Below are 24,382 nucleotides of genomic sequence, written 5' to 3' on the forward strand. Positions count from 1 at the left end.
TCGGCATGAAGGCAATTTTGATCTGCGGCAGTCCGCGCATGAACGGCAACACGGAAATCCTGTTGCGCAAATGCCAGGAGACGCTCGAGGCGCGGGGCATCGGGTGCGAACTGGTGCGCCTGGCGGACAAAACGATTCAGCCGTGCACGGCTTGCGGCACATGCGCGCGCAACAAGGACAAGGCGTGCGCCATCAAGACGGACGATTTTCACGGTGTTTTTGGGAAGATGCTCGAAGCGGACATCATTGTGCTGGGTTCGCCGGTGTACTTTGGTTCCGCGACGCCGCAGTTGATGTCTTTGCTGGATCGCGCGGGCTACATTTCCCGGTTCAACGGCAATTTGTTCCACCGCAAACTGGGCGGTCCGATCGTGGTGGCGCGGCGTGCGGGCCAGAATTTCACCTATGCCCAGTTGATGTACTGGTTTACGATTGCCGGCATGATCGTGGCCGGTTCGACGTATTGGAACATCGCCTTCGGCACGAAGAAGGGCGACGTCGAACAGGATGCGGAAGGGATCGAAACCGTGGTCCATTTCGCGGAGAACCTTGCCTGGCTTGCGGGTAAAATCGCCGGATAATCCCGCGGGTCACCGGATCTTGTCCAATTCGTCGCCGGCGATTTTTCTCACGCGTTCGTCGGCGGCATCCGAACCGACAATGGCCTCGTATTGCACACGGGCCTCCTCGATCCGGTTTACCTTCACGAGCGCGCGGGCAAACGCCAGCCGGACGTCCTGATCCTGCGGGAAACGTCCGCTTGCGTCCTGAAGAAGGGCCACGGCTTCAAGGGGACGCCCCAAGACGAGCAATACATCGGCCCAGTGCTGCGCGCAGACGGGCTGGAGATCCGCCGGCAGCCAGGGCATCGCGGCGGGGAAAAACTGGTCGGCGAGGTCCGGGGCCTGAATGGCGGCGCAGACCATTCCGAGGTGCAGCAGGGCAATGCCGGCATCCTCGTTCGATTGGGGCGGATGGGTTCGGGTCTCTTCGAGAAGCAGCAGAATGGCCCAGCGCATGTCGAGGCCGGCGGCGTCGTATCCCGGCACGGTCATCTTGCCCTGCACGATGTTCAGCAGGATCACGCTTGCATCCACGAGCGCGCCGGATCCTTCGCGCCATACTTTCGCCAGCGCGGCAATATGGGGCAGGGGTTTGCCGTTGTTCGCCGCCATGTTTGCCGCCGTATCGAGCAGAAACTGTTTGAAAGAGTCCCTCCGCTGCGCCGTTTCGGCGAACCGGGCATACGCGCTCCATGAATCCGCGCGGCCGGGCAATGTCGTGATGGCATTTCGATAGGCCTGTTCGGCGGCGTCGGGATCCTTCCGGGCATCGTAAGCGATGCTGGCTTTCCACAGGTAGGCGGTGGCAAGGTTGGCGTTGTCGGGCGGATCTTTTTCCGCGAGGCGGGCGATGCGCCAGTCGAGCGCCTTGCTGAAACGGTCGTACCGCATGGCGTTGCACGCAAACCCATAAAAGACAGGCCAGTTGGCGTCGTCGGCGGGGTCCGCCTGCGTGGCGCGCACGATGGCCCGCTCTGCGCCTTCATCGTCCTTGAGCGCCATGCGCACCTGGGCGAGTTGACGGTACGTTTCGCTGCTGTTGCGCGCGCCGTATTGAATGGCCCTGAGCAGGTGGTTCTCGGCGTTCTGCCATTCCATTTTGATGCGATCCTCGCCGACGCCCGGGATGGCGCCCATCAACATGGCCCGGCTCGACGCGATTCGTCCGAGGACTTCCTCGGTGTGCGGCAGCATGGGACAGAGTTTCAGCGCCTGCCGCGCGGTTTTCTCCGCGGCGTCCAATGCGGCCAGGCAGGCATCGTCGGGCGCGGGCTTGCTTGCCGCCTCGCTCAACGCGAGGCTCATTTGCGCCCGCGACAAAACCACCAGCGTCATGATGTAATTGGGATTGCGCCGCAATGCGCGGTTGAAATGGCCAATCGCCGCATTCCAGTCCCGTTGGGCCATGGCCACAATCCCGCGTTGCCGCGCGTAGCGCGACTGCCACGGCGCCAAACGTTCGGCCCATTTGAGCGCCGTGTCCGCCCGGCCGTACTGGCCCGCCGCGGTCAGTCCGAGCGCATCCTGGTAGAAGACCTGGGCCGTGAACGCGCCGGTTTGCACGCCGACGTACAGGATGGACACCGCCAGCGCGGCGAGTTTCCATCGTTCATGGAGCGTTTTGGGCAGACGGAGCGGCGCCGCCGCCGAAGCCGGCGCCTGGGCGTTCCAAAAGCCTTCCATCGCGCCGGCCATCAAAAACAACAGGGCCGCGGATACGGGCACCTGGACGTTGAATCCGAATAGCCCGTCCACCAGAAAAGCCGTAAAGATCGCGGCGAACGCCATGCCCAGCCGCCGTTTCAGCGGCTCCCGGAGCGTCGCTGCCATATATAGGCCGTAACCGATTCCGAGCACGAGGAACGCCAAGTACAGGCCGGCCGCGGGCAAGCCCGCATCAGAGGCGAATTCGAGCAGATCGTTGTGGACATGCGCGTTGAGCCGTAGTTCCTCGCCAAACCAGCGCTGCTCGTATGGCGTCCAAAACGGCGGATACTCAATCCGGTAATTGCCCGTGCCCCACCCGAGCACCGGATGGCGGAGGATCATCGCCGCCGCGCTGGTATAGGACTTGTAGCGAATGAGCAGGGACAAGTCGAGCGGATAGGCGCTGCCCGTTCTTGCCAGGCTGATGCCCATGGCCGCCGCGAAACCGAGCACGCCCAGCAGGCCGGCGATCAGCGTCGCGGCCACGGCTGCCCGGACCGGCCGCCGAATGCGGCGGCGCACCAGCATGTGGACGGCCAGAAGCAGGACTGCCGCCGCAAGCGCGAGCCAGCCCGCCCGCTGGCCCGTAAACCGCAAATGAACCAGGAAAAGCGCCGCAAATCCCAGGCACGCAACCATGCGCCGTTCCGAGGCCAGGTACACGGCCATGATGACCGCAAGGATGAGGGTGTGCGCAGCGAAATTCGGGTTGCCGAAGGTGGCGGGCAAATTGGTGTAGACGTCGCTGGTCACATCGCTCCACGGAAACGTGTCGTAGCCGAACTTTTGAATAACAAGGCCATAGAGCGAGGCCACGGCCACCGCGCCGCATACGGCCAGCATCAACCGCCGGATTTGGCGTTCGTCGGTGTACACTTGGCTTGCCACCAGATACAGGACAAACCAATACCAAAGCTTGCCCAGTTCCGCAAAGCTGTTCATGGGGAACGACGACAGGAGGCTGGCCGCCGCATGCAAGGCGAGAAACAGCAAAAGGACTTCCAAAAAGATCGCGGGCCGCCGCACGGGCCACCCGTAACGCGCCACGCCGAACAGCCATGCGGCCAAGAGCAGGGCGGAACCCCAGCTTGCGATCAGATATTTGATGTCGCCGGTCGGATCTTCGCTGAAGGGAAACATCGCCAGCACCAGCAGAACGACGAACACGCCGATCGCCTTGCGAAAAGGCCGGCCCCAGTCCTCTGTTTCGTTTTCCGTCATGCCGATCCCCGAACAAGCCATGAATCCGCATGAAACCCATGCGGGACGCCTACCGCTCCAATGCCGGCAGCATGCTATCACCCCGCGGGGGCGCTTGGCAAACCGTGCGGCGAATTCGTGAAAGCGGGCATTGCCGCCCCCGATGGTTTTAACGCAAAGCCGCCTAAACGCGGAGTGTCCTATCTCCACGAAACAAATGGATGTATTGAAAAGATTTTTCCGTCTTTTTCCCGTCGGGCCCTTTGATTCGTATAATGGGCACGATGCCGCGAAGGGCGGCCTACAAGAACAAGAGGAGGATAACCATGCGGGCGGCGTTGATGTTTTCAATGGTTCTTGCGATGTGGCACGGCGCATGGGCGGCGGGATTGGGCCATCCGCTCGATGGCCTTGCGGAACTAAAAGCGGGCAGCACGGAACGCGTGTCGTCGTGCGATGCCAACTGGGTCAATGGCAACGGTGATGCGCGATCCATCGCGCCGGGTGGTACGCTGACGATCGCCGAACTCGAAGGGCCGGGTCGGATCACGCATATCTGGAACACGATAGCCAGCGGCGAGCGAGGCTATTCGCGGTTGCTGGTGCTACGGATGTATTGGGACGGCGAGGAGCAACCGTCGGTAGAGTGTCCCATTGGCGACTTTTTCTGCATGGGCCATGGGGTGGATGCGCCGGTCCAGTCGTTGCCGGTCTGCGTGACATCGGAAGGACGCGGTCGGAATTGTTACTGGCCCATGCCTTTCCGCAAATCGGCGAAGATCACCGTCACGAACGAGGGCCGCAAGCGTTGCGATGCGTTTTATTATTATGTGGATTGGCACAAGGCGCCGAAAATCGGCAAAAAGGAAGCCTATTTCCACGCGATGTACCGGCAGGAGTTCCCGGCGGTCATGGGCTGCAATTATCTGCTGGCCGAAATGGAAGGTTGCGGACATTATGTCGGCACCGTGCTCAACGTCCGGCAATTGACGACCAGCTGGTGGGGCGAAGGCGACGATTTCTTTTTTATTGACGGCGCGAAAGAACCGCAGTTGCGCGGCACGGGCAGCGAGGATTACCTGTGCGACGGCTGGGGATTGCGAAAGATGTCGAACCCCTATTACGGCTGCCCGCTGATGGAAGGCTACGAACCGTATGCCCTCACGACGGCGTATCGCTGGCATATTCCCGACCCTGTCATCTTCAAAAAATCGCTCCGCGTCGAGATTGAACACAAGGGTGTGACTTTCAATGCGGACGGCTCCATGAGGTCGGGATTTGAAGAACGGCCCGACGATTTTTCGTCCGTTGCGTTCTGGTATCAGACCGAACCGCATAAACCGTTTCCGGAAATGCCCGTGGGTTATGCGCGTCTGTACTATGATTTTTCGTCGGAGATTGAAGCGGAAGGGCTGATTTCCAATGTGATAGCCAGCATGGGGCCGGTGCAGCCACAGGATGGCGGTTACAGCGGCGGCAGGCAGCTTTTCTGGACTCCGTCCGAAAAAGGCCAGACGCTCGCCATACCGTTCGACGTGCAAGAGGCCGGCATGCGCAGTATGCTCTTGACCTTTACCCATTCGTGGGATTACGGCATTTTTCAAATTGAGTTGGACGGCAAACCGATCGGCCATCCATTGGATTTGTACAGTGCGACGGTCTTCGTGCGCGACAAGATTTTTGGTCCAATCGAACTTGCGCCGGGCACGCACACGCTGACTCTCCGCAACATCGGTAAAAATGCCGAATCCAAAGGATATTTCCTCGGGCTGGACGGCATCTTGATGGGCAAATAGACGAAGCCAACACGGGAGACAACGCGATGCCGAAGGAAACGATGAGTCCGCGCGAACGCTGGCTGGCCGTGTTGAACCGTCAGACGCCGGACCGCGTGCCGATGGACATTTGGATTACGCCGGAGGCGGCGGAACGGTTGCAGGCGCACATGGGATGCGACTGGGATGCCGTCATTGAGCGCCTGCACATCGATCCGCCGATGGGCGTCGGCGGGCGTTACATCGGACCGCCGCCGGAAGAGGGCAAGGACATTTGGGGCGTCGAGCATGCGATGGTGGATTACGGCACGGGCGCGTACCAAGAAGCCGTGACGGCGCCGCTGGCGCGGTTCAAGTCGGTCGAGGAAATCGAGGCGAACTACACGTGGCCGAATCCGGATCACTGGGACTATTCCCATTTGCCGGAACAGATCCGCGGCAACGAACACCGGATCATCCGAGGCGGCGGATCGGAACCGGTTTACCAGTACAAGTTTCTGCGCGGCGACCATCAGGCTTTCATGGATTTTCTGGAGCATCCGGACATCGCGCACTATTGCATTGACAGAATTTTCGAGATTGCCTATCAGGACACGCTGCGGATTTTCGAGACGATTCCCGGACAGGTATCCATTACGTACGTCGCGGAGGATCTCGGCGGACAAGACGGCCTTATGTATGCGCCGGAGACGCTGCGCGAATTCGTGTTTCCCGGCATGAAACGCATGATGGATCTTACGCGGCAGAACGGATCGTTTGTGTTCACGCATTCGGACGGTTCGTTCCGCGAGGTCATCCCGGAATTGATTGAAATGGGCATGCAGGTTCTGAACCCGGTTCAATGGCGGTGCCGCGGCATGGAGCGCGAAGGTCTCAAACGGGATTTCGGCGCCCAACTCGTCTTTCACGGCGGCGTGGACAACCAATACACGCTGCCGTTTGGAACGGTCGAGGAGGTTAGGCGGGAAGTGCTCGACAACTACCGCATCCTCGGTGCGGGCGGAGGCTACATCCTCGCGCCGTGCCACAATATTCAATCCGTCTCGCCGCCGGAAAATATCGTCGCCCTATACGAAACCGGTTATGAATACGGCTGGCAATCATGAATGCGGCAGCGGCTACGGCATGGGCGCGCGTGCCGTGGCGTCGTCAATGAAACCGTGATAGCGTCCGCGCCAGTAGGCGTCTATGAAGGCCGCGCCGCCGAGATCGCGCCGGGTGTTCTTGATGAACTGCAGCACGAGGTGTCCGTTTTCCCAGTGCTCGCCGCCGTCTTTCGATAGATACAATCCGGCCGGCGTGCCCGCGAACACCCAGTCCGTGTTTTCGGGCGTGAAGACCGTCACCGCGCGGGGAATGCGCAGGCCGTCCGCCTTGAGTTGCCATGTCTTGCCGCCGTCCCCGCTCTTGAGCACGCCGTTGGCGTCCGGCTTGAAACGCCGTTCCCCTTCGCGAATTTCCGGCGCTTTCGCTGCTTTTTCCCACGTCTTTCCGATGTCTTTTTCCTTCGTGAAGACCGTTCGGTAGACCGCTTTTTCGCGAACCGCGTACAGCGTGTTCTGCTCGCCGGGTTCGATTTGCACGCCAACGGCCTTGCCTCCCTCTTCGGGAACGTCGAGCCGCCGCCACGAATATCCGCCCGTTGTCGAGACGCGGAATCCGTCGTCGCACGCCACATAGATCCACCGGATGCGCGGTCCCGCCGCCAATGCGCGCACCGGCGAGCCGATCCCCGCGTCCACGGGATGCCAGCCCGCCGCCGTGGCGGCGCCGTCACGCGACTGGTACAGGTCGCCGTTCGTGTCGAAGGCGTACAGGACCACCGGATCCTCCGCCGGAACGGCCACACCCATCACGATGCGGCTCAGCCAGCCGTCTTTGTTCAGCAGATGCCCCTTCCAGATGTATTCGTTGTCCCACACCGCGGCATACATCGGATACGGCGGTTTCAGATCGGGACGCAGGCTGTTCATCGTCGGCTCGAAGATCGTCTCCGTCGGATATGTTTGCAGCGTATACAACGCCTCCTTGAGCGCCTTGTCGCGTCCGGGCGCATCCGGCGCGAGACTGTAATAGATGTACGTAAACAGCGATTGCGCATCGTCCTTGTGATTCGACCAAATGCCTTCGAGTACGACCCGATACGCAGCCAGCAATTCCGGATCCGTCTCGATGCGGAAAAGGTTTTCAAGGTGGCACAGGCAATGCTCGGCGTCGTCGTGATCCTTTTCCGTCCTGAAACTCGTCAGACCGCGCACATGAAATTTTTCGATGAGACGTTCGTACACGGCCTGGTATTTCGGATCGCCCGTGGCATGATGCGCGATTTTAGCGCCGCCGATGGCCATGAGAATTCGCGTGTTCAGCGTTTTGCCGTCGTGGAAACCGAGGATGGGCGTGTTGTGGACGCGGTCAATGTGCCAGATCTTGAAATCATTGTTCACCCAGTAACCGACCAGCGCGTCGATCGCCTCGCGACAACGAGCCTTCTGCGCGCCCTCCGCCGCCAAGTCGTAATAGTTGCCGAGACCGCGCGCCGACGCGCTGTAATTGTGGTGGCTTGGACTGCCCCGCCAGCGCAGATGGGCGTATTCGCCCGCGCCCTGTTGCCACGAGTCGTTCAGCCGTTCGATGCCGCGCTCTTCATAGGATTCTCCATGGCCGATGGCATAGCCGCGCGCCTGCAATCCGCGGACGCCCGTCACGAGTTGACAGCGGTAGATGGATTCGAATAGTTCATCGGCCCGCGCCTTCGCTTTCGCGACGTCCTCCGCAGGCGCGCCCGACTTTTTGAGAAACGCATACCGGTACGACGCGCCGCCCAGGTAATTCGCCGTCCAGCACACCGCGTGCGCGATGTTGCTGTTGCCCCGCGTGGACTGATCCACCGGCCCGCCGTCCAGCGGCACTTCAACCTGGGAAGGATACAGGCCAAGGATGTTGTGCCGCTCGACATTGTTCTTTTCGAGAATCCGCTCCTTCTCCTCCAGCGGCAATTTCCACGAATCACTAGCATGCACACAAAATGCGGCAAGACACACGCTCCAAAAAAACGGCATTGCCCGCATAACCGCGATCCTCCCTCTCCGCGCATTGCCCGTTCCGCATGCGCGCCGTTTGCGTTCCGTCTGGACGCTCCGCTATACTTTCCACAGTGGCCGTGAGCCGTAAAGCCGTCGTCAAGAGTAGTCGTTCTTTGTTCGCGACATCCACGCGCCGGGCATGGACGCCGCGGGGAAAGAACCCGGATATTCGACCACGGTTTTTCTTCCGAAGTTTCCCCACGCGGGAAAGCCGGTACGGCCATTCCGACACGGGCCGGGGTAGCTCAGTTGGTTAGAGCACTGGATTGTGGATCCAGGGGTCCAGGGTTCAAGTCCCTGCCCCGGTACCATCCCAATCGAGATCGAGCGCCATTCGTCGTTTCCGGTTTCCATGTTCAATATCCGGACGCCTGTCGTCTTTTTGGGCCGGTGTTTTTTCGTCGTCCACACCGCCGTTTGCATCGTTTTCATTTGCCGGGCATAATATTTGGATGTTGGATGAATAATCGGGATTCAAGGAGACGCGAATCATGAAACACAAAGTCGTTGCGATAGCGGTGGCGGTTCTGATCCTGGCGGGCGTGGCCGCCTGGCAACTGATTCTGCCCGAGCGATTGACCGCGAGCACGCTGGAAAAGGCGGCACAGGTACAGAAACGCCTGGATCAGGAAATGGCCGGCAAGGCGCCCGCGAAGGCGCAGCCGGTGGAAACGGCCCAGGCCCAACCAACCCCAGCGCCCAAGCCGGCGGACCCCGCCAAACCGGCCGAAGGCGCGAAGGCGGCGGATCCGAATGTGTTCAAGGTAAAGTTCGAGTGTTCAAACGGCAATTTTGTGGTGGAGGTTCATCGGGACTGGGCGCCGCTGGGCGCGGAGCGGTTCGAACAACTGGTGAAGGAAGGGTTTTACAACGAGGCCCGTTTTTTCCGGGTGGTGCCGAATTTCGTGGTGCAGTTTGGTCTTGCGGCGGATCCGCAGGTCAGCGCGAAATGGCGTTCGCAAAATCTGAAGGACGATCCGGTCAAGCAGAGCAATACAGTGGGCACGATTACGTTCGCGACCGCCGGCCCCAATACGCGCACGACGCAGTTGTTCATCAATCTGGTTGACAACGCGCGCTTGGACGGCATGGGGTTCGCCCCCTTCGGGAAAGTCATCGAAGGCATGGACGTGGTCAAGGCGATTACGTCGCAATACGGCGAGATGCCGCAGCAGTACGCAATCGAAACGCAGGGCAACGCGTATCTGACGGCGCAGTTCCCGAACATGGATTATATCAAGAAGGCAACGATCGTTCCCTGATGGCGGCATTGGGCCCGGCGCGGGCGGATCGGCGCGCGCCATTGGCCGATGCGTTGAGGGAGGGAGAACCATGGCGACTCCGGTGCGATGGGGCATCCTGGGCACGGCGCGAATCGGGCGGGCGGTGATGCGGGGCATCGGTATGGGCGTGTCGAGTTGTGTCCAGGCGGTGGCAAGCCGCAACTGGACGCGCGCTTCCGAATGGGCCAAGGAACACGGCATCCCGCGCGCGTTCGGTTCGTACGACGACTTGATCCGGTCGCGCGAGATTGACGTCCTTTACAATCCGCTGCCGAACAGCATGCATGCCGAGTGGACTCTCAAGTCGATTGAAGCGGGCATTCCGGTCCTGTGCGAGAAGCCGTTTGCGATCAATGCGCAACAGGCGCGGGAAATGGCGGCCGCCGCCAAGCGGAAAGGCGTGCTCTTGGCGGAGGCCTTCATGTACCGGTTTCATCCGATGTACGATGAAATTTTGGCGCGGATTGCCGCGGGCGCGATTGGCGAGTTGGTCTCCATGCGAAGTTGTTTTACCTTCCGGCTGAGCGACCGCGAGACGAATATCCGCGCGTCGGCATCGTTGGCCGGCGGCGCCCTGATGGACGTCGGCTGCTACTGCGTGAACCTCGCGCGGCTTGTCGCGGGTTGCGAACCCGTCCATGCGCAGGCGGTAAGCCGCCGCACCAGTGTGGACGACACGCTCATGGGCCAGCTTGTGTTTCCCGGGGGCATTTTGGCCCAATTCGAGTGCAGCATCGAAAACTATGCCCGGAGCCATGCCGATATTGTCGGGACGGAAGGCATGATCCATATACCCTCGCCATGGTTTCCGGGCGAGGACAAGGCCTGTTTTTTCATTCGGCGCGGCGGACACGAGGAAGTCGTGGAAACGCCCGGCGCCAACTGTTACCACCTCGAAGTCGAAGACTTCGTTCGCAGTTACAAGACGCATCAGCCGCCGCGCTGGACTCCGGAGGATGCCGTGGCCAACATGGCGGTGATCGACGCGCTCTACCGATCGGCCGAGGAAGGAAAGACCGTGGCCGTTTGATCGCCCGGCCCGGAAGGCAAGGGCGGAAACAGACGGCACGGGGGATTGGCGAAAATCAAGGAGAAGAAACCGGCATGCACACGGCAAAGCGTTTGGAGAAGGTTCCGCCCTATCTGTTCATGACGTTGCGCAACAAGATCAACGCGGCTCGGGCGCAGGGTATAGATGTCGTCAGCCTGGCCATCGGCGATCCGGTGGATCCGACGCCGGATCGCGTCGTCGAAGCGCTTGCACGGGCCGCGCGCGATCCGGAAAACCACCGGTATCCCACGGACGAGGAATGGGGGATGCTGGCGTTTCGCGAGGCGGTGGCGCGGTGGTACGGGCGGCGCTACGGCGTGACGCTGGATCCCGGAAAAGAGATCGTGGCCCTGATCGGGTCGAAGGAAGGCTGCCATCATTTCGCGTTGGGCGTGGTCAACGAGGGCGACACGGTGCTGGTGACGGATCCGGGGTATCCGGGCTACAAGCCGAGCATCTGGTTCGTCGGCGCGGAACCCTATCCCGTCGCAATGCGCACGGAAAACGGGTTTCTGCCGAAACTCGATGACATCCCGTCCGAGGTGGCGAAAAAGGCGTCGGCGTTCTACCTGAATTATCCGAACAATCCGACGGGGGCGGTGGCGACGCGCGCGTTTCTTGACGAATTGGTCGCCTTTGCCAAGAGTTACGATATCGCCATCTGTTACGACAATCCGTACAGCGAGGTGGTATTCGGCGTGGAGCGGCTGAGTTTTCTCAGTGTGGACGGCGCGAAAGACGTGGGGGTCGAACTGAATTCGCTGTCGAAACCGTTCAACATGACGGGATGGCGCATCGGGATGGCCAGCGGCAACCCCGATCTTGTGGGCGCGATTGCCAAGGTGAAATCGAACACGGATTCCGGTATTTTCAACGCGATCCAATATGCGGGCATCGAGGCTTTGGACCATTGCGACGCATTCACCGAACAGATGGTCGGCATTTATCAGGCGCGCCGCGCACGGATGCTGGCCGTGCTGCGCGCGCTGGGCTGGCGCTATGAGCCTCCGAAGGGCACGTTTTACCTGTGGGTACCCGTGCCGAAGGGCCATACATCCGCATCGTTTTGCGAGTTCCTGCTGGAACGCTGCGCGGTGGTTTCCGCGCCCGGCGCGGCCTACGGCGCGAACGGCGAGGGGTACGTGCGTTTTTCGTTGACGGTCCGTGAGGATCGTCTCGACGAGGCCCTGCGGCGCATGTCGGAGCGATTGCCGAAACTGGAATTCGATTAGCCGTGGTGGTAGTGTGAAAGCGCTGCGGCATGCTTTGGTTGTGCGATGCATGCCGCGCAAACGGGCAACCGGGAAAGGCCGGCGGCGATGGGCAATCTACATTATGCGTTGCAGTTGTATACCGTTCGCGATTATCTGGAAAAGGACGTGGCCGCCGCGCTCCAGAAAGTCCGCGAGTCCGGTTATACGCATGTCGAGGTGGCCGGCACCCATGGGCTGACGGCGGCCGAATTCAAAAAATGGCTCGATGCCGCGCACTTGAAACCGATGAGCGTTCACACCGGCTACGAGGACGTCGTCAACAACACGCCCGCCGTGGTCGAACTCGCCAATACGCTGGGCGTCAAGTATGTAGCCATCGGCGGCATCGATCGGGCGTTGACGCCCGACAAGGAGGGCTGGCAGGCCTGCGGCCGGGCGCTTGACGCCGGCGGCGCGCGGCTGCGCGAAGCGGGAATTATCCTCAACTACCACAACCATGCCCATGAATTCGACCGGATCGGCGGCGAGTATCCCTTCGACATTCTCATGGGATCGGCCAGCCCGGAAAATCTTGCGGCGCAGATAGACACCTTCTGGGTCCGCTACGCGGGACTGAATCCGGCGGGCCTTATTGCGCGGTATGCCGGACGCTGCCCGTTGCTGCACGTGAAAGACATGCTCGATATCAAATCGCGGGCGTTTACGGAAATGGGCAACGGGATTCTCGATTGGCGTGAAATATTCGCGGCAGCAGCCACCGCCGGCACGAAGTGGTATATCGTCGAACAGGACGTGTGCCCGCGGGATTCGATGGCCAGCGCCGCGATCAGCGCCCAGTTCATGGCAAGGTTCTAACGCACAGAGATGAAAGATCCGCGTTCATTGTTTGGCGATCGATGCCCGGCATGCGCTATGCGCCGCGATGCCATTCGCACGAGGGGTTTTTGGGGCGCCGCCTGCTTCATGCTTGCGTTCTTTTGCGTGGGCTGCGATCGATCCGTGATTTCCGGCATGGTGACCGATGTCCAGGGCCATCCACTGCCCGGCGTAGCCGTCATCGCGGATGCCGCGGCCGCCCAGACGATTACCAATGCGCTGGGCCGGTATGAATTGTCGGCGCCGCGGGGAATCGCCGGCATCCGGCTCGTGAAAGACGGGTACACGTCCGGCTATCTCGCTTTGGAAAGCAGCACGGGCCTGAGCGTGACGGCGCAAACGGTCGCCCTGTGGCCGCTTCCGCGGGGCGCGGGCGCGTACCTGGTTGAGGACTACCATTTTCGCGCCATGCCCCCCGGAGAACCGAAACCTTTTGCCACCGAAACAGGCCCTGTGTATGCGATGCGCGTCGTGGCGGCGATCGCAACGACGGACCAGCCAAAACCGCTGATCGTCTGCCACAAAATGCCCGCCTACGACCTTCGGCTGGCGCGTTTGCGCCGTGTGAAAGCAACCGGTCCGGAAGGCGGATTCGAGGTGTGGACGGCGGAATCCAACAACCCTGTCGAGGCGCTTCCCATTGACGAACCGGAGCGGGTCCTTGTGGAAATACGCCTGGTGGATGCGCTAACCCCCGGAACTTATGCCCTGCATTGGGGCGCGCTGGACGGACGCACGAGTACCGAATCCCGGGCCTTTCTGTTCACCGTCCAAGACCCGGACCAGCCGCCCGACATCGCCCCGGTTCCCGAAACCAAGCCCGACACACGAAAATCGCCCCCTGAACAACCGTCCCAAATGCCGGTTGAAAACGTGGATACGACCGCGGCGGATGCCGAGGCGGAAGCGCCGCCGCGTTGATTGCCGGCCGGAGCATCAGAATTTTCGTTTTTCCAGACAAGCGCGAATCAGGGGGGGCGCGTTTGCGGCGAGATTTCGGAGCCGCGCCTCGTCCAGCATGTGGACGGAATCGTGAATTTGAACATACCGGGAGGTCGGCAAAGTTCCAAGCGCATCGAATTGAGGGGCGTCGATCAGGTGTTCTTCATGCGATCTCTCCAGGAGTTCTTGATGCCATGAGTCTGTCTTTTCGATGCCTTTCCCCTTTTGTTCGAGATCAAAGCGCAAGATTCTTTCGATGCCGGTCTATGCGTTCTGAAGAAGCGTTTCCGGTGGTATGGTCTCGAATCGGGAAAGATCCGGCGTTGAGAGTGATTCCTCAATCATCGCAACGACTTTGAGAATATTCTCCTGCCCGCGCCGCGCGAATCCTTCTTCAGCGTTGATAAATGCGCACGCCTTTTTCACGGATAATCGGCGATAAAGGCGGATCTGGCGAAAGATTGCTGAGATCCACCGGTTTCTGCAAGGCCAAAATAAGACGGAAGTAAAAGGGGAAGAACCTTTCGGGCGCAACGCCTTCGACAGCCAAGTCAATATCTCTCGCGTCTTGCGCGTCGCCCAAGGCGGAACCAAACAACCAAACGGTCTTGGCCCCAAACTCTCGTGCGCATGAGGCAATGGCTTCTATCTGTGCGTCGGCAAGCATGAGATATGCCCCGAGTGAATCATGAACGGACTCAGGGTGTATATGTTCTCTCAAAAGATGCGCATACTTCACCGCGCAATGAAATGCCCGCGCCGGGGTGTTTTGTCTTTTCCGGCGCGGGCTGGGAGATACGGGTTTCCGGGGTTTATTCGACGGTCACGCTCTTGGCGAGGTTGCGGGGCTGATCCACGTCGCAGCCGCGGTTGGTGGCGATGTAGTAGGCCAGCAGTTGCAGCGGGACGGCGACGACGATCGGGCTGAATGGCTCGTAGCAGTCGGGAACGTAGATGACGTCGGCGCTGTGTTTCTTGATGCCTTCGTCGCCGACGGTCGCCACGGACAGCACGATGCCGCTGCGGGCGCGGATTTCCTGGATGTTCGAGACCATCTTGTCGTAGGTTGCGCTTTGCGGGGCGATGCAGACAACCGGGAGTTGATCCGTAACGAGCGCAATGGGGCCGTGCTTCATTTCGCCGGCGCCGTAGCCTTCGGCGTGGATGTAGCTGATTTCCTTCAGTTTCAAAGCGCCCTCGAGCGCGCTCGGGAAATTGTAGTTGCGTCCGAGGAACAGCGCGCTCTGCGCGTCGCGGTATTTTGGATCCTGCGAGCACTTTTTGACGGTCTCATGGTTGTCGAGCACCCACTGGATTTTGTCGGGAATCGCGCGGAGATGCGCGATCATCTCGCGGGCTTCGGCCTTGCTCAGCGTTCCGCGGATTTCGGCGAGGTAGATGGTGAACAGCGAAAACGCGGTGATCTGCGACGTGTACGCCTTGGTCGAGGCGACGCCGATTTCGGGTCCGGCTTGGGTGTAGATGACGCCGTGCGATTCGCGCGCGATGCTCGAACCGACGACGTTGACGATCGACACGACCTTCGCGCCCTTGCGTTTCGCGATGCGAATGGCTTCGAGCGTGTCGGCGGTTTCGCCGGACTGTGTCACGGGGATCACGATGGTGTTCGGGTAGACGATGGGATCGCGGTAGCGGTACTCGGAGGCGATATCCACTTCGACCGGCACCTGCGCGAACTTTTCGATGAGATACTTGCCGACAAGGCCCGCGTGCCATGCCGTTCCGCACGACACGATGACGATCTTCTTGCAGTCCTTGAGTTCCTGCAAGTCGAGTTTCATATCGGCCAGTTGGACCTCGTCCGAACCTTCGTGGACGCGTCCGCGCAGGGTGTTGCGGATGACATCCGGTTGCTGAAAGATTTCCTTGAGCATGAAGTGCGGATAGCCTTCCTTCTCCGCCGCCGCGTCGTCCCAATCAACGGTCTTGACTTCGAGATTGACGGGCGCGCCGTGGATATCCTCGATTTTGTATCCGTCGCGGCGGATTTCGCAGACCTGCCCGTTGTCAATGTAGAGGACCTTGCGCGTGTACTTCATGATGGCGGGCACGTCGGATGCGATGTACGCCTCGTTGTCGCCAAGGCCGACGATCAGGGGGCTTCCGTGCCGCGCGGCGACCAGCACGTCCGGGTTGTCTTTGCAAACCACGCCGATGGCATACGCGCCCTCGACGTCGTGCAGCGCGCGCTTGACCGCCTCAAACAGGTTGCCCTTGTAATATTTCCGGACGAGATGCGCGATCGTCTCGGTGTCGGTCTGGCTGCGGAACGTGACGCCCTCGGAGGTCAATTGTGCGCGGAGTTCCTGGTAGTTTTCGATGATGCCGTTGTGGACGACGGCGATTTCCTGCTGCATGTCGAAGTGCGGGTGGGAATTGACCTCGCTCGGCACGCCGTGCGTCGCCCAGCGCGTGTGGCCGATGCCCAGCACGCCCGAAAGGCCCACTTGTTCGAGTTTTTTGTCCATGGCCACGAGTTTGCCGACGCTCTTGACGCAATCGAGTTTGCCGTCCTTGACCACCACGACGCCCGCGGAGTCGTACCCCCGGTATTCAAGGCGGTGCAGCCCGCTCATGATGATTTCAACCGCGTTCTTGTTTCCGATATAGCCGACTATTCCACACATCGTATTCCTACTCCTTAATCGCGCGATCGCGCGACCCTTGCCCGTCCTTGCGCCGGAAACTTTTCCGGTCGTCGCTACAGGGCGATTGTTTGTTCCGCCAAACGCGACAACGCCGCGTGATTCGTCAAATCCCGGTGCAGCGGGGTCACGCTGATTCGCCGGTTCTCAATGGCCTCGAAATCCGTGCCCGGTTCCGCGACATGGCTTGGTTCCGCGCCGCCAATCCAGTAATATTTGCCGCCGCGGGGATCCGTTCGCCGCACGATTTCGTCGTTGTAGTGCCGGCGGCCCATCCGTGTGAAGGAGACGCCCGCAAATTCTTCGTAGTTCACGTCCGGCACGTTCACATTCAACATCGTGTCCGGCGGCAAGCCGTGTTCAAGCACGTGCCGCGCCAATTTCGCCGCGAAACGTCCCGCCGGCTCGAAACATTTCGGCCTGTAACTCACGTTTGATATCGCGAACGACGGCACGCCGAGCAACATGCCCTCGTACGCGCCGGCCACCGTGCCCGAATAGGTCACGTCGTCGCCGAGGTTTGCGCCGGGATTGATGCCCGAAACGACCAAGTCCGGGCGCCGTCCCAACAAATCCCGCACGGCCAGCATGACGCAATCCGTCGGCGTGCCATCCACCATGAACCACCGATCGCGGCCTTCCAAGGGCGACACCCGCAACGGCCGATGAAGCGACACGCCATGTCCCACCGCGCTCTGCTGGCGGTCCGGCGCATACACATGAACTTCCCCCACCGCTTCCAAGGCGTACGCAAGCGCTTCGAGCGAAGGTGCTCGAATGCCATCGTCGTTGGTGACAAGTATCAGGGGTTTGGCCATCTTTTTTGTGCGCGGGAAAGGACATGTCCGAAGCGCCAACCGCGTCATCTGTATAGCACACCGGGCCGGGATCTTTCAAATTGGACATTGCCGCTCCCGCCGTTTTCCCGCCGTTTTCCCGGCCCTTTCCGTGTTTCCGAAAACACAGGGGGGAAAACGTCACGGACTATGCGAAGGGCGTCGTGCGGGCCCAATGGTCCGGCGATTCCCCGGGTCCGAAGGGGCGGATCCGCAGGCGGTAGGCGGCGGGTCGCGGATGGACGAGATATTTCGGGAGCGTGCCGGGTCCGCAACTGCCGTTGCCGAGTCCGCAAACCGCGAAATCGGTGTGCAGCACGATGTACGGCTTCGCTTCGAGCGTGAATGTCTGCTGCGATTCCTCCAGGGTTCGCGTGTCGAAAGGATGCGCGCCGGCCTGAAACTCCGGGCGTCCAAACACGGCGATCCCGATCCCTTGTCCGTTGGTCAATGCGGCCCATCGGACACCGGTCTTGTTGCCGTAATCCTGCGGCATGACGTAGGGCATGTTTTCAACGCGGACCTTTTCGCGATAGATGCCGATCATCGCGCCGAGTTCACGGTCGGGATAGGTTTCGTGCGGACCGCGGCCGTACCATGTGAACGTGTCGAACGCGGCGGGCAGCCGCCATGCGAATCCTAGTTTCGGCACGTGCGGAATGTCGCCTTCCGGCGTTACGGAACAATCGAAAAGAACGTCGCCGGATCCGAGGATCGTATAGGTGTACACCTGCCTGAACACGGCTTCGCCCTTGACTGCGCGCGAGACGACGCGGGCCGTCACGACGGCTTTGCCTGGATCGGCCTTTTGCAATTCAATCCCCTCGACTTCATGTACAAGCGCATGGAGTCCCGCCTTGCGCCAGATGCGGCCCATGTCGGACAACTCGTCGTTATCCGTCGGGGCACGCCATGGCTCGAATCGCGGTCCGGCTTCCAGCAACTCCACACCGCGATGATGCCACGATGCGAGTGTGCCGAGTTTGGCGTCGAATCTCAGTTTGAAGCCCTGCCCCGTAATCGCGATCTCTTTTCGCGTGCCTACGGATATCAACGCCGGCAGTTCGTCGAGGCCGAATTGCACGGCCGGCGCCTTGTCGGGCAGTTCGAATTGCGCCCATGCGACTTCATGCCCTTTCACGGCCCATGCCTGATCCTCCGCAAGCGTGAACCGAAGCACGAGCCAATACGTGACGCCCGGTTCCGGCATGAATCCATGGCACGGCACGGTTACGCGTGTTTTCGCGCACGGCGCGGTGTCGAGACGCGGCAGAACACCCGTCTGGATGACGCGGTCGTCCGCGCGCAATTCCCACGCCGCGTCGAGATACGCCAGCGAAACGAAATGGTTTCGGTTTTCAATCTCGACTTCGCGTTTTGCGGCGTCCACCAGCGCGACCCGGACGGGTTCGAGGATCTTCTTGTACTCCCAAAGGGCCGGGTGCGGCGTGCGGTTTGATGCAATCAACCCATCGCAGCAGAAGATGCCGTCGGTCGGCATTTCGCCGAAATCGCCGCCGTACGCGAACCACTCGGTCGGTTTTTCCTCAAAAGCGTTGAAGTCGAGCGACAGGACCGCGCCTTTCGCGGGTGTTTCCGCGCCGAGTTCTTTCGGGCCGAGGGCGCGGTTGTAAATCCGCGCGCGGTCTATCGCGCCGCGCAATGAATGCCGTTGGCGCGGATCGCGTCCGATGAATACCGCGCACGACGCGTGGTCTATCGTGCCTTGATGCCGGGTGCGCGCAAGACGCTTGCCGTCTACGTACAAACGCAATTCCTTGCCGTTGTACACGCCCGCTACATGATGCCATTCGCCGAACCAATCGGCGGGCGTCTTGGCTGCGGCCACGATCAGCGCGTTGTCGGAAATACCGAATTCGATGGTGTCGTTGTTCTTTTGTCGGAGGAAGTATTGAAGGCTGCTCTTCGTGATGAAGGGATTTGTGTAGTTGCTTTTTTCGGGGCGGACCCACGCTTCGAGCGTCAGTTTGTCGCCGGTGATGTCGAGGGCCGGATCGGGCGCGACCGCCGCGTAACCGTCCGCGATGGCCTTGCCTGATCGTCCCTCAACCTGCCTGGCGACGACGGCGACTGTGCGTTCCGGCCTGATGGAATCGGGCGTGGTTGCGATCGAACGAACGCGGATGCTCTGGTCCACCCAGTCCCAGATGAAGCCGCCCTGGAGCCGCTTGTGGGTTTCGATGGCGACCCAGTATTCGCGCAGATTGCCGGTGCTGTTGCCCATCGAATGCGCGTATTCGCACATGATGACGGGGCGGTGATCGTCCGGGTCCGCGCCCGCGCCAATCAGGTCCTCGATGCTTGGATACATCGGCGAGACGATATCCGTGCAGCGCGGCTCGCGCGTCGGATTGTAGTGGACGGGCCGCGTCGGATCGTGCGCGCGGATCCAGTCCGTCATGGCGTCGTGGTTCGGGCCATAGCCCGACTCATTGCCGAGCGACCATGCAATGACGCACGGATGGTTCTTGTCGCGTTCGACCATGCGTTCGGCCCGTTCGACGAAGGCGTCATGCCATTCGGGGTCTTTCGTGAAACGGTCCCAGTAATGGTGCGATTCGAGATCGGCCTCGTCGAGCACGTAAAGGCCGTACTCGTCGCACAAATCGAGCCACATCGGATCGTTCGTGTAATGCGATGTGCGCACCGCGTTGAGATTGAACCGTTTCATCAACAGGATGTCCTGGATCATGCTTTCGCGCGTGACGGCCTTGCCGCGATCCGGGTCGAACTCGTGGCGGTTGACGCCTTTGATCCAAATGGGTTGCCCGTTGACGCACAGACGATCGTCCTTCAACTCGACCTGCCGGAACCCGACCCGGCAGCGCTGCGCCTCGCGGACGGCGCCGCTTGCATCCGCCAGCGTGACGACGAGCGTGTATAGATACGGATCTTCCGCCGACCAGCACCGCGCGCCGCTTACCATCGCAATGTCGGAAAGCATCAAAGAGGCCTTGCCGCCCAAGGCGACGCCGTCCGTCATGGTCTTGGCGGCGGCGACCAACCCCGATGCGTCGCGCAATTCCCACGCGAGGCGCAGGCCTTGTGCGGTTTCCTCGGTATAGTTGCGAAGATCCGCGGCGATTTCGAGCGTGGCGTTCCGGCGCGAAATGTCAACCGTCGTGCGCACGCGCACATCGCGGATATGGACCGGCGGCACGGCGAACAGGAACGGCTCGCGGTGGATGCCGCTCATGCGCCACATGTCCTGATCCTCGATGTAACTGCCGTCGCACCACCGGTAGACGCGCACCGCGAGCACGTTTTCGCCTTCAACGAGATACGACGTGACATTGAATTCCGACGGCATCATGCTGCCTTGGCTGTAGCCCACTTCACGGCCGTTCAGCCATACATAGAAAGCCGACTGGACGCCCGCGAAATGCAGAAACACCTGCATGCCCTTCCACGTTTCGGGAAGCGTGAATGTGCGGCGGTACGATCCGACGGGGTTGTACTCGTGATTCGTGAAGGGAGGTTCGGCGGGTTCGCACATGTTCGCGATGTTCATGTAGAAGGTTTGATCGTAACCCTGCATCTGCCAGTTGCCGGGAACTTCGATTGTATCCCAGCCCGTCAGATCCGTTTCGGGAAGATGAAAATCCGTCGGGGCTTCTTCCGGCTTCATCACGCAGTTGAATTTCCAGTCGCCGCCCAGCGGCAGACGCCACGGCGAGGCGTCCGGGGCATTCAAGGCGGCTTCCGCGTCCGGGAATGGGATCAGCGACGCATGCGACGGCTCGCGATTGCGCTGCAGAATCCGCGGATTTTCCCAGTCGTTCGGCATCGCATCGCCCCAAACCTTTCGGGGCCATGCCATCGCAACAACCAATGCAATCGCTCCCGCGCAAAACGCAATCATCGCCATTTCAATCTTTTCCCTTCGTTTTTTCGGTTTCGGAAACGGCAGGCCGGGCAGCCTGTCCCGTCCGCCGTATCCATAAGGACTGTTGCCCATATCCCGCGGCCACTGTCGGCGTGAAAAGGATACGTGATACGCGCGCGCCCCGGCAACATCGGGAAAAATTTTTACAACCATTGAATCCCAAGACGGCCCGTCCGCAATGTTTCCGTCAAGGGGAAGGAGCGGATTTCGACGGCGCGCGATCCTTGTTCTTGACGGTTTCACCGTCAGAACGGGAAGCGGGCGCCGTTCCCGTGCCGCGAACGCTTACACGACCGCGCACGGCGTTGAGTTTTCCATCGCCGATTCCCGGCACATTGGTCAGTTCCTCGACCGATGCGAAGGGGGTTCGCGTGCGGTAGGCGATGATTTCGGCGGCGAGTTTGGGTCCGATCCCCGGCAGGGATTCGAGTTCATTCGCGCCGGCTGTATTCAGATCGATGGGCCCGCTTTTTGCCGTTTCCGGATTCGTTGGAGCCGGTTCGCGTTTTACGGCGGGACGGGGTTCCGGATCCGCGCCGGATAACGTTGGGGCGGATGGTGCGGTGGCCCAGCCCGAAACGGTATATTGCGGCGGATTGAGTTCGGCAGCCGTCGCGCCGCCACGGGCGGTCAGGCGGCCTCCTTCCAGTTGGGAAGAGGCCCGCGCGGGCACGATCAGCGTCGAACCGTCTATCAACAACGCGGCAAGGTTCAAATCGCCGGCGTCTGCCTCGCCGGTTGCGCCGCCCGCGGCGGCGATGGCGTCCTGGACGCGTGCATCGCGCCGCAGCCGGTACACGCCGGGCATGTTGACGGCTCCCATAACGGATACGGCGATTTCCACGACGGGATCGGGCGATTCATCGGCGGGTGGTTTTGGTTCGGGCATGAAACCGGATACGGGCGGCGTGTCGGCGGCGGATTCTGTTTCAACCGGCTTGGGTTCGGGTTTGGAAACGGTCTCCACCCTCGGCGTTTCCGTTTTGACGGAATGATTGTAATGGTAGAGCGCTATGCCGCCGATGGCCGCGGATACCGCCACGACCAGCAGCAGCGCCTGTTCCGTCCGCGTCAGAAATCTGCCCTGCATTGCGCCTTTCCCAGCGTTGATGGCTGACGTGTTTTATAGCACGGCGCCAACGTAGCCGCAAAATTTAACACCTTAAAATCGGGCTTCCATAAAAACAACAAGAAAGTTTTGGGCAATTTGCGCGACCAATTGAAGTTCCATAATTAAGCAAGTGCGAAAAGCGGTGGGTTTTGAGAGCGATTACGAGCAAGAAGAGAAACTGGGTTGTGGCCAACGCCCACGTCATTTTCTTTGTCGTCCCACGAACGTCATGCGTCTGAATCATCCCTCATGCGGCGCGTGCTATAATCGGCCGGACTTCAACAGGAAAGGGTTGCTCATGATGCTGGAACGCGGGAACATGCTGCTGTGCGTCATTGATCTTCAGGACGGCCTGCTGCCGAAAATCGCAGACGCCGAACGCGTGGTGGGACAGGCCATCCGGTTGATCCGGTTTGCGCGGTTGCTCGAAATCCCGATTCTCTGGACGGAACAGTACCCGAAGGGATTGGGACGCACCACCGCGCGGGTGGCGGCTGAACTCAGCGAGTACGAGCCCATCGAAAAGGTGGCGTTCGGCTGTTTCGGCGCGGCGGAATTTGTCGAGGCCGTCGAAGCCGCGGAACGCGACCAAATCCTCGTGGCGGGCATTGAAACGCATGTGTGCGTGATGCAGACGGTGCTCGAGGGTCTCGAGATGGACTACGACATTTTCATCCCGCGCGACGCGGTCGGTTCGCGCAACCCCGGCGACGCCGAGGTGGCGCTCGAACGCATGCAGGTCGAAGGTGCGACGGTGGTGACCACGGAAATGGCCATTTTCGAGATTCTGCGCGCCGCGGGCACGCCGGAGTTCAAGAAAACGTTGCCGTTGATCAAGCAGATTACAGGCTGAAGGTTCGGACGCGCGGGGGCCATGAACCGGACGGGCCGGTTTTTCCCTTATCGGATTTTTCCCCCGGACAAGAATGAGGAGGACAACGAATGATGGCGCTGACGGGAATTGTGGCGTGTTTGACGATGTCGGCGGCGGAGCCGCTCACGGTCGCGTTCGACGACGACGGGATGATTACGATCAACGGCAAACGGACGTTGATCGTCGGTTCGTATTATGCGGCGAAATCGGATCGTCCCTTTGACGAAATGGCCGAGGCGGGGTTCAACCTGATTCATGTGGCGGCGGACCCGGACGCGCTGGACACGGCCCACGCGGCCGGCTTGATGGCGTGGGCCACCGTGGGCGCCATCGATCCCGACAAGCGCGACGAGAGTTCACAGGCGATAGCCGCCGCCGTGGATCGAATCAAGGAGCATCCGGCGCTCGCGCTCATCGAAACCGTTGACGAGCCGGCGTGGACCTTCATGAAGGCCGATCAGCGGGTGCCGTGGCAGGTGCTCGAAGAGACGTACCGGATCATCAAGGCGCGGGATGCGCGCCATCTCGTCTACACAAACCAGGCCCCCACCAATCTCGTGAAAACCCTGCGGCAATACAATGCCGGCACGGACGTGGTCGCGTGCGACATCTACCCTGTCAACCCCGGATCGAAACCCGGTTTCGCGCTGTTTCCCGACGGCCATCAGGGCGATTTGAACAACGAACACATCAGCCAGGTCGGCGAATACGTGGACAAGATGCGGCAGGTGACGGGGCCGAATCGCCCCCTGCTCATGGTGCTGCAGGCGTTCGCATGGGAGGCGCTTGAGGACGAACCGGGCATCAAGGAGCGCCGCGAGGAAAAAATCCAGTATCCTTCTTATGCGCAAAGCCGGTTCATGGCGTTCCAGTCCTTGATCAAAAGCGCCAACGGCATCGTTTACTGGGGCAGCCATTCCATGCCGCAGCCGTCGCAGGCGTGGACCGATATCAAGCGCGTCGCGCGTGAGATCGCGGATCTGGCCGGACCGTTGTCCACGCGGACGGCGTCGCTAAGGCCCGGGATTGACTACCATGAAATGGGCCATTCCGTGGACGACGGCGTTCAGACGCTCGCGAAGGAACACGAGGGCCTTCTCTACCTCTTCACCTGCAACGCCGACAAGAACTTCTGCAAGGCCACGCTGTCCGGACTGGACGGATGGACCTCGTGCACGGTGCTTAACGAAGACCGGACGCTTCCCGTCGAAAACGGCGCGATCACCGACACGTGGCGGCGCTTCGACGTTCATGTCTACAGGTTTGCGAAATAGCGCGGTTGGTTCCGCACGAC

At 60.8% G+C, this 24,382-nt stretch carries 17 protein-coding genes and 1 tRNA gene; 11 read left to right on the forward strand and 7 right to left on the reverse strand.

Translation table 11 applies throughout. The annotated features are described in order from the left end of the window. Window positions 1–5: 5 nt before the first annotated feature. A complete protein-coding gene (locus P5540_06325; protein ID HRT64428.1) occupies window positions 6–581 on the forward strand; it encodes a flavodoxin family protein in 576 nt (191 codons plus the stop codon). 9 nt (window positions 582–590) lie between these two features. On the opposite strand, the gene P5540_06330 is transcribed toward P5540_06325, so the two are convergent. Continuing rightward, a complete protein-coding gene (locus P5540_06330; protein ID HRT64429.1) occupies window positions 591–3,491 on the reverse strand; it encodes a tetratricopeptide repeat protein in 2,901 nt (966 codons plus the stop codon). Between the two features lie 305 nt (window positions 3,492–3,796). On the opposite strand from P5540_06330, the gene P5540_06335 reads away from it, so the two are divergent. Then, window positions 3,797–5,266 (forward strand): DUF2961 domain-containing protein, encoded by a 1,470-nt coding sequence (locus P5540_06335; protein HRT64430.1) that lies wholly within the window; start codon window positions 3,797–3,799, stop codon window positions 5,264–5,266. Window positions 5,267–5,292: 26 nt separating this feature from the next. Further along, a complete protein-coding gene (locus P5540_06340) occupies window positions 5,293–6,351 on the forward strand; it encodes a uroporphyrinogen decarboxylase family protein (GenBank protein ID HRT64431.1) in 1,059 nt (352 codons plus the stop codon). A gap of 12 nt (window positions 6,352–6,363) precedes the next feature. Here the strand turns inward: P5540_06340 and P5540_06345 are convergent, their stop codons facing one another. Further along, window positions 6,364–8,313, reverse strand: a complete 1,950-nt coding sequence (locus P5540_06345; GenBank protein HRT64432.1) for a hypothetical protein — start codon at window positions 8,311–8,313, stop codon at window positions 6,364–6,366. Between the two features lie 249 nt (window positions 8,314–8,562). Between P5540_06345 and P5540_06350 the strand changes: the two genes are divergently transcribed. The 6 genes from P5540_06350 (at window position 8,563) to P5540_06375 (ending at window position 13,673) form a co-directional block, all read left to right on the forward strand. Next, a tRNA-His gene (locus P5540_06350) sits at window positions 8,563–8,639 on the forward strand. Window positions 8,640–8,819: 180 nt separating this feature from the next. Continuing rightward, a complete protein-coding gene (locus tag P5540_06355) occupies window positions 8,820–9,590 on the forward strand; it encodes a peptidylprolyl isomerase (protein ID HRT64433.1) in 771 nt (256 codons plus the stop codon). Between the two features lie 70 nt (window positions 9,591–9,660). Continuing rightward, window positions 9,661–10,641 carry a Gfo/Idh/MocA family oxidoreductase gene (locus tag P5540_06360; GenBank protein HRT64434.1) on the forward strand — a complete coding sequence of 327 codons (981 nt, stop codon included), beginning with the start codon at window positions 9,661–9,663 and terminating at the stop codon, window positions 10,639–10,641. A gap of 74 nt (window positions 10,642–10,715) precedes the next feature. Further along, window positions 10,716–11,894 carry an LL-diaminopimelate aminotransferase gene (locus P5540_06365; protein HRT64435.1) on the forward strand — a complete coding sequence of 393 codons (1,179 nt, stop codon included), beginning with the start codon at window positions 10,716–10,718 and terminating at the stop codon, window positions 11,892–11,894. Between the two features lie 87 nt (window positions 11,895–11,981). Next, window positions 11,982–12,731, forward strand: coding sequence for a sugar phosphate isomerase/epimerase (locus tag P5540_06370; GenBank protein HRT64436.1), 750 nt, complete (start codon window positions 11,982–11,984; stop codon window positions 12,729–12,731). A 108-nt stretch (window positions 12,732–12,839) separates the two neighbouring features. Further along, window positions 12,840–13,673, forward strand: coding sequence for a hypothetical protein (locus P5540_06375; GenBank protein ID HRT64437.1), 834 nt, complete (start codon window positions 12,840–12,842; stop codon window positions 13,671–13,673). A 415-nt stretch (window positions 13,674–14,088) separates the two neighbouring features. Here the strand turns inward: P5540_06375 and P5540_06380 are convergent, their stop codons facing one another. From P5540_06380 to P5540_06400, 5 genes are all read right to left on the reverse strand, one after another. After that, window positions 14,089–14,361, reverse strand: coding sequence for a nucleotidyltransferase domain-containing protein (locus P5540_06380; GenBank protein HRT64438.1), 273 nt, complete (start codon window positions 14,359–14,361; stop codon window positions 14,089–14,091). Between the two features lie 145 nt (window positions 14,362–14,506). Beyond that, a complete protein-coding gene (gene glmS / locus P5540_06385; protein HRT64439.1) occupies window positions 14,507–16,342 on the reverse strand; it encodes a glutamine--fructose-6-phosphate transaminase (isomerizing) in 1,836 nt (611 codons plus the stop codon). A gap of 74 nt (window positions 16,343–16,416) precedes the next feature. After that, window positions 16,417–17,226 carry a 5'/3'-nucleotidase SurE gene (surE, locus tag P5540_06390; GenBank protein HRT64440.1) on the reverse strand — a complete coding sequence of 270 codons (810 nt, stop codon included), beginning with the start codon at window positions 17,224–17,226 and terminating at the stop codon, window positions 16,417–16,419. Between the two features lie 118 nt (window positions 17,227–17,344). After that, a complete protein-coding gene (locus P5540_06395) occupies window positions 17,345–21,085 on the reverse strand; it encodes a glycoside hydrolase family 2 TIM barrel-domain containing protein (protein ID HRT64441.1) in 3,741 nt (1,246 codons plus the stop codon). Between the two features lie 205 nt (window positions 21,086–21,290). Next, the gene (locus tag P5540_06400) at window positions 21,291–22,193 is read right to left on the reverse strand and encodes a helix-hairpin-helix domain-containing protein (GenBank protein ID HRT64442.1); all 903 of its coding nucleotides are present in this window, start codon (window positions 22,191–22,193) and stop codon (window positions 21,291–21,293) included. A 319-nt stretch (window positions 22,194–22,512) separates the two neighbouring features. On the opposite strand from P5540_06400, the gene P5540_06405 reads away from it, so the two are divergent. After that, window positions 22,513–23,067 carry an isochorismatase family protein gene (locus P5540_06405; GenBank protein HRT64443.1) on the forward strand — a complete coding sequence of 185 codons (555 nt, stop codon included), beginning with the start codon at window positions 22,513–22,515 and terminating at the stop codon, window positions 23,065–23,067. An 89-nt stretch (window positions 23,068–23,156) separates the two neighbouring features. Beyond that, the gene (locus tag P5540_06410) at window positions 23,157–24,362 is read left to right on the forward strand and encodes a hypothetical protein (GenBank protein HRT64444.1); all 1,206 of its coding nucleotides are present in this window, start codon (window positions 23,157–23,159) and stop codon (window positions 24,360–24,362) included. Window positions 24,363–24,382: the final 20 nt, after the last annotated feature.

This window comes from Candidatus Hydrogenedentota bacterium (assembly GCA_035450225.1).
Lineage (GTDB): Bacteria > Hydrogenedentota > Hydrogenedentia > Hydrogenedentales > SLHB01 > DSVR01.

Excerpts from the sequence above, each read along its gene's own strand:
- glmS (HRT64439.1), bottom strand. The coding sequence starts at position 16,342 with ATGTGTGGAATAGTCGGCTATATCGGAAACAAGAACGCGGTTGAAATC.
- P5540_06380 (HRT64438.1), bottom strand. The coding sequence starts at position 14,361 with ATGCTTGCCGACGCACAGATAGAAGCCATTGCCTCATGCGCACGAGAG.
- P5540_06410 (HRT64444.1), top strand. The coding sequence starts at position 23,157 with ATGATGGCGCTGACGGGAATTGTGGCGTGTTTGACGATGTCGGCGGCG.
- P5540_06340 (HRT64431.1), top strand. The coding sequence starts at position 5,293 with ATGCCGAAGGAAACGATGAGTCCGCGCGAACGCTGGCTGGCCGTGTTG.
- P5540_06400 (HRT64442.1), bottom strand. The coding sequence starts at position 22,193 with ATGCAGGGCAGATTTCTGACGCGGACGGAACAGGCGCTGCTGCTGGTC.
- P5540_06365 (HRT64435.1), top strand. The coding sequence starts at position 10,716 with ATGCACACGGCAAAGCGTTTGGAGAAGGTTCCGCCCTATCTGTTCATG.
- P5540_06335 (HRT64430.1), top strand. The coding sequence starts at position 3,797 with ATGCGGGCGGCGTTGATGTTTTCAATGGTTCTTGCGATGTGGCACGGC.
- surE (HRT64440.1), bottom strand. The coding sequence starts at position 17,226 with ATGACGCGGTTGGCGCTTCGGACATGTCCTTTCCCGCGCACAAAAAAG.
- P5540_06345 (HRT64432.1), bottom strand. The coding sequence starts at position 8,313 with ATGCGGGCAATGCCGTTTTTTTGGAGCGTGTGTCTTGCCGCATTTTGT.
- P5540_06375 (HRT64437.1), top strand. The coding sequence starts at position 12,840 with ATGCTTGCGTTCTTTTGCGTGGGCTGCGATCGATCCGTGATTTCCGGC.
- P5540_06405 (HRT64443.1), top strand. The coding sequence starts at position 22,513 with ATGATGCTGGAACGCGGGAACATGCTGCTGTGCGTCATTGATCTTCAG.
- P5540_06395 (HRT64441.1), bottom strand. The coding sequence starts at position 21,085 with ATGGCGATGATTGCGTTTTGCGCGGGAGCGATTGCATTGGTTGTTGCG.
- P5540_06325 (HRT64428.1), top strand. The coding sequence starts at position 6 with ATGAAGGCAATTTTGATCTGCGGCAGTCCGCGCATGAACGGCAACACG.
- P5540_06370 (HRT64436.1), top strand. The coding sequence starts at position 11,982 with ATGGGCAATCTACATTATGCGTTGCAGTTGTATACCGTTCGCGATTAT.
- P5540_06355 (HRT64433.1), top strand. The coding sequence starts at position 8,820 with ATGAAACACAAAGTCGTTGCGATAGCGGTGGCGGTTCTGATCCTGGCG.
- P5540_06360 (HRT64434.1), top strand. The coding sequence starts at position 9,661 with ATGGCGACTCCGGTGCGATGGGGCATCCTGGGCACGGCGCGAATCGGG.
- P5540_06330 (HRT64429.1), bottom strand. The coding sequence starts at position 3,491 with ATGACGGAAAACGAAACAGAGGACTGGGGCCGGCCTTTTCGCAAGGCG.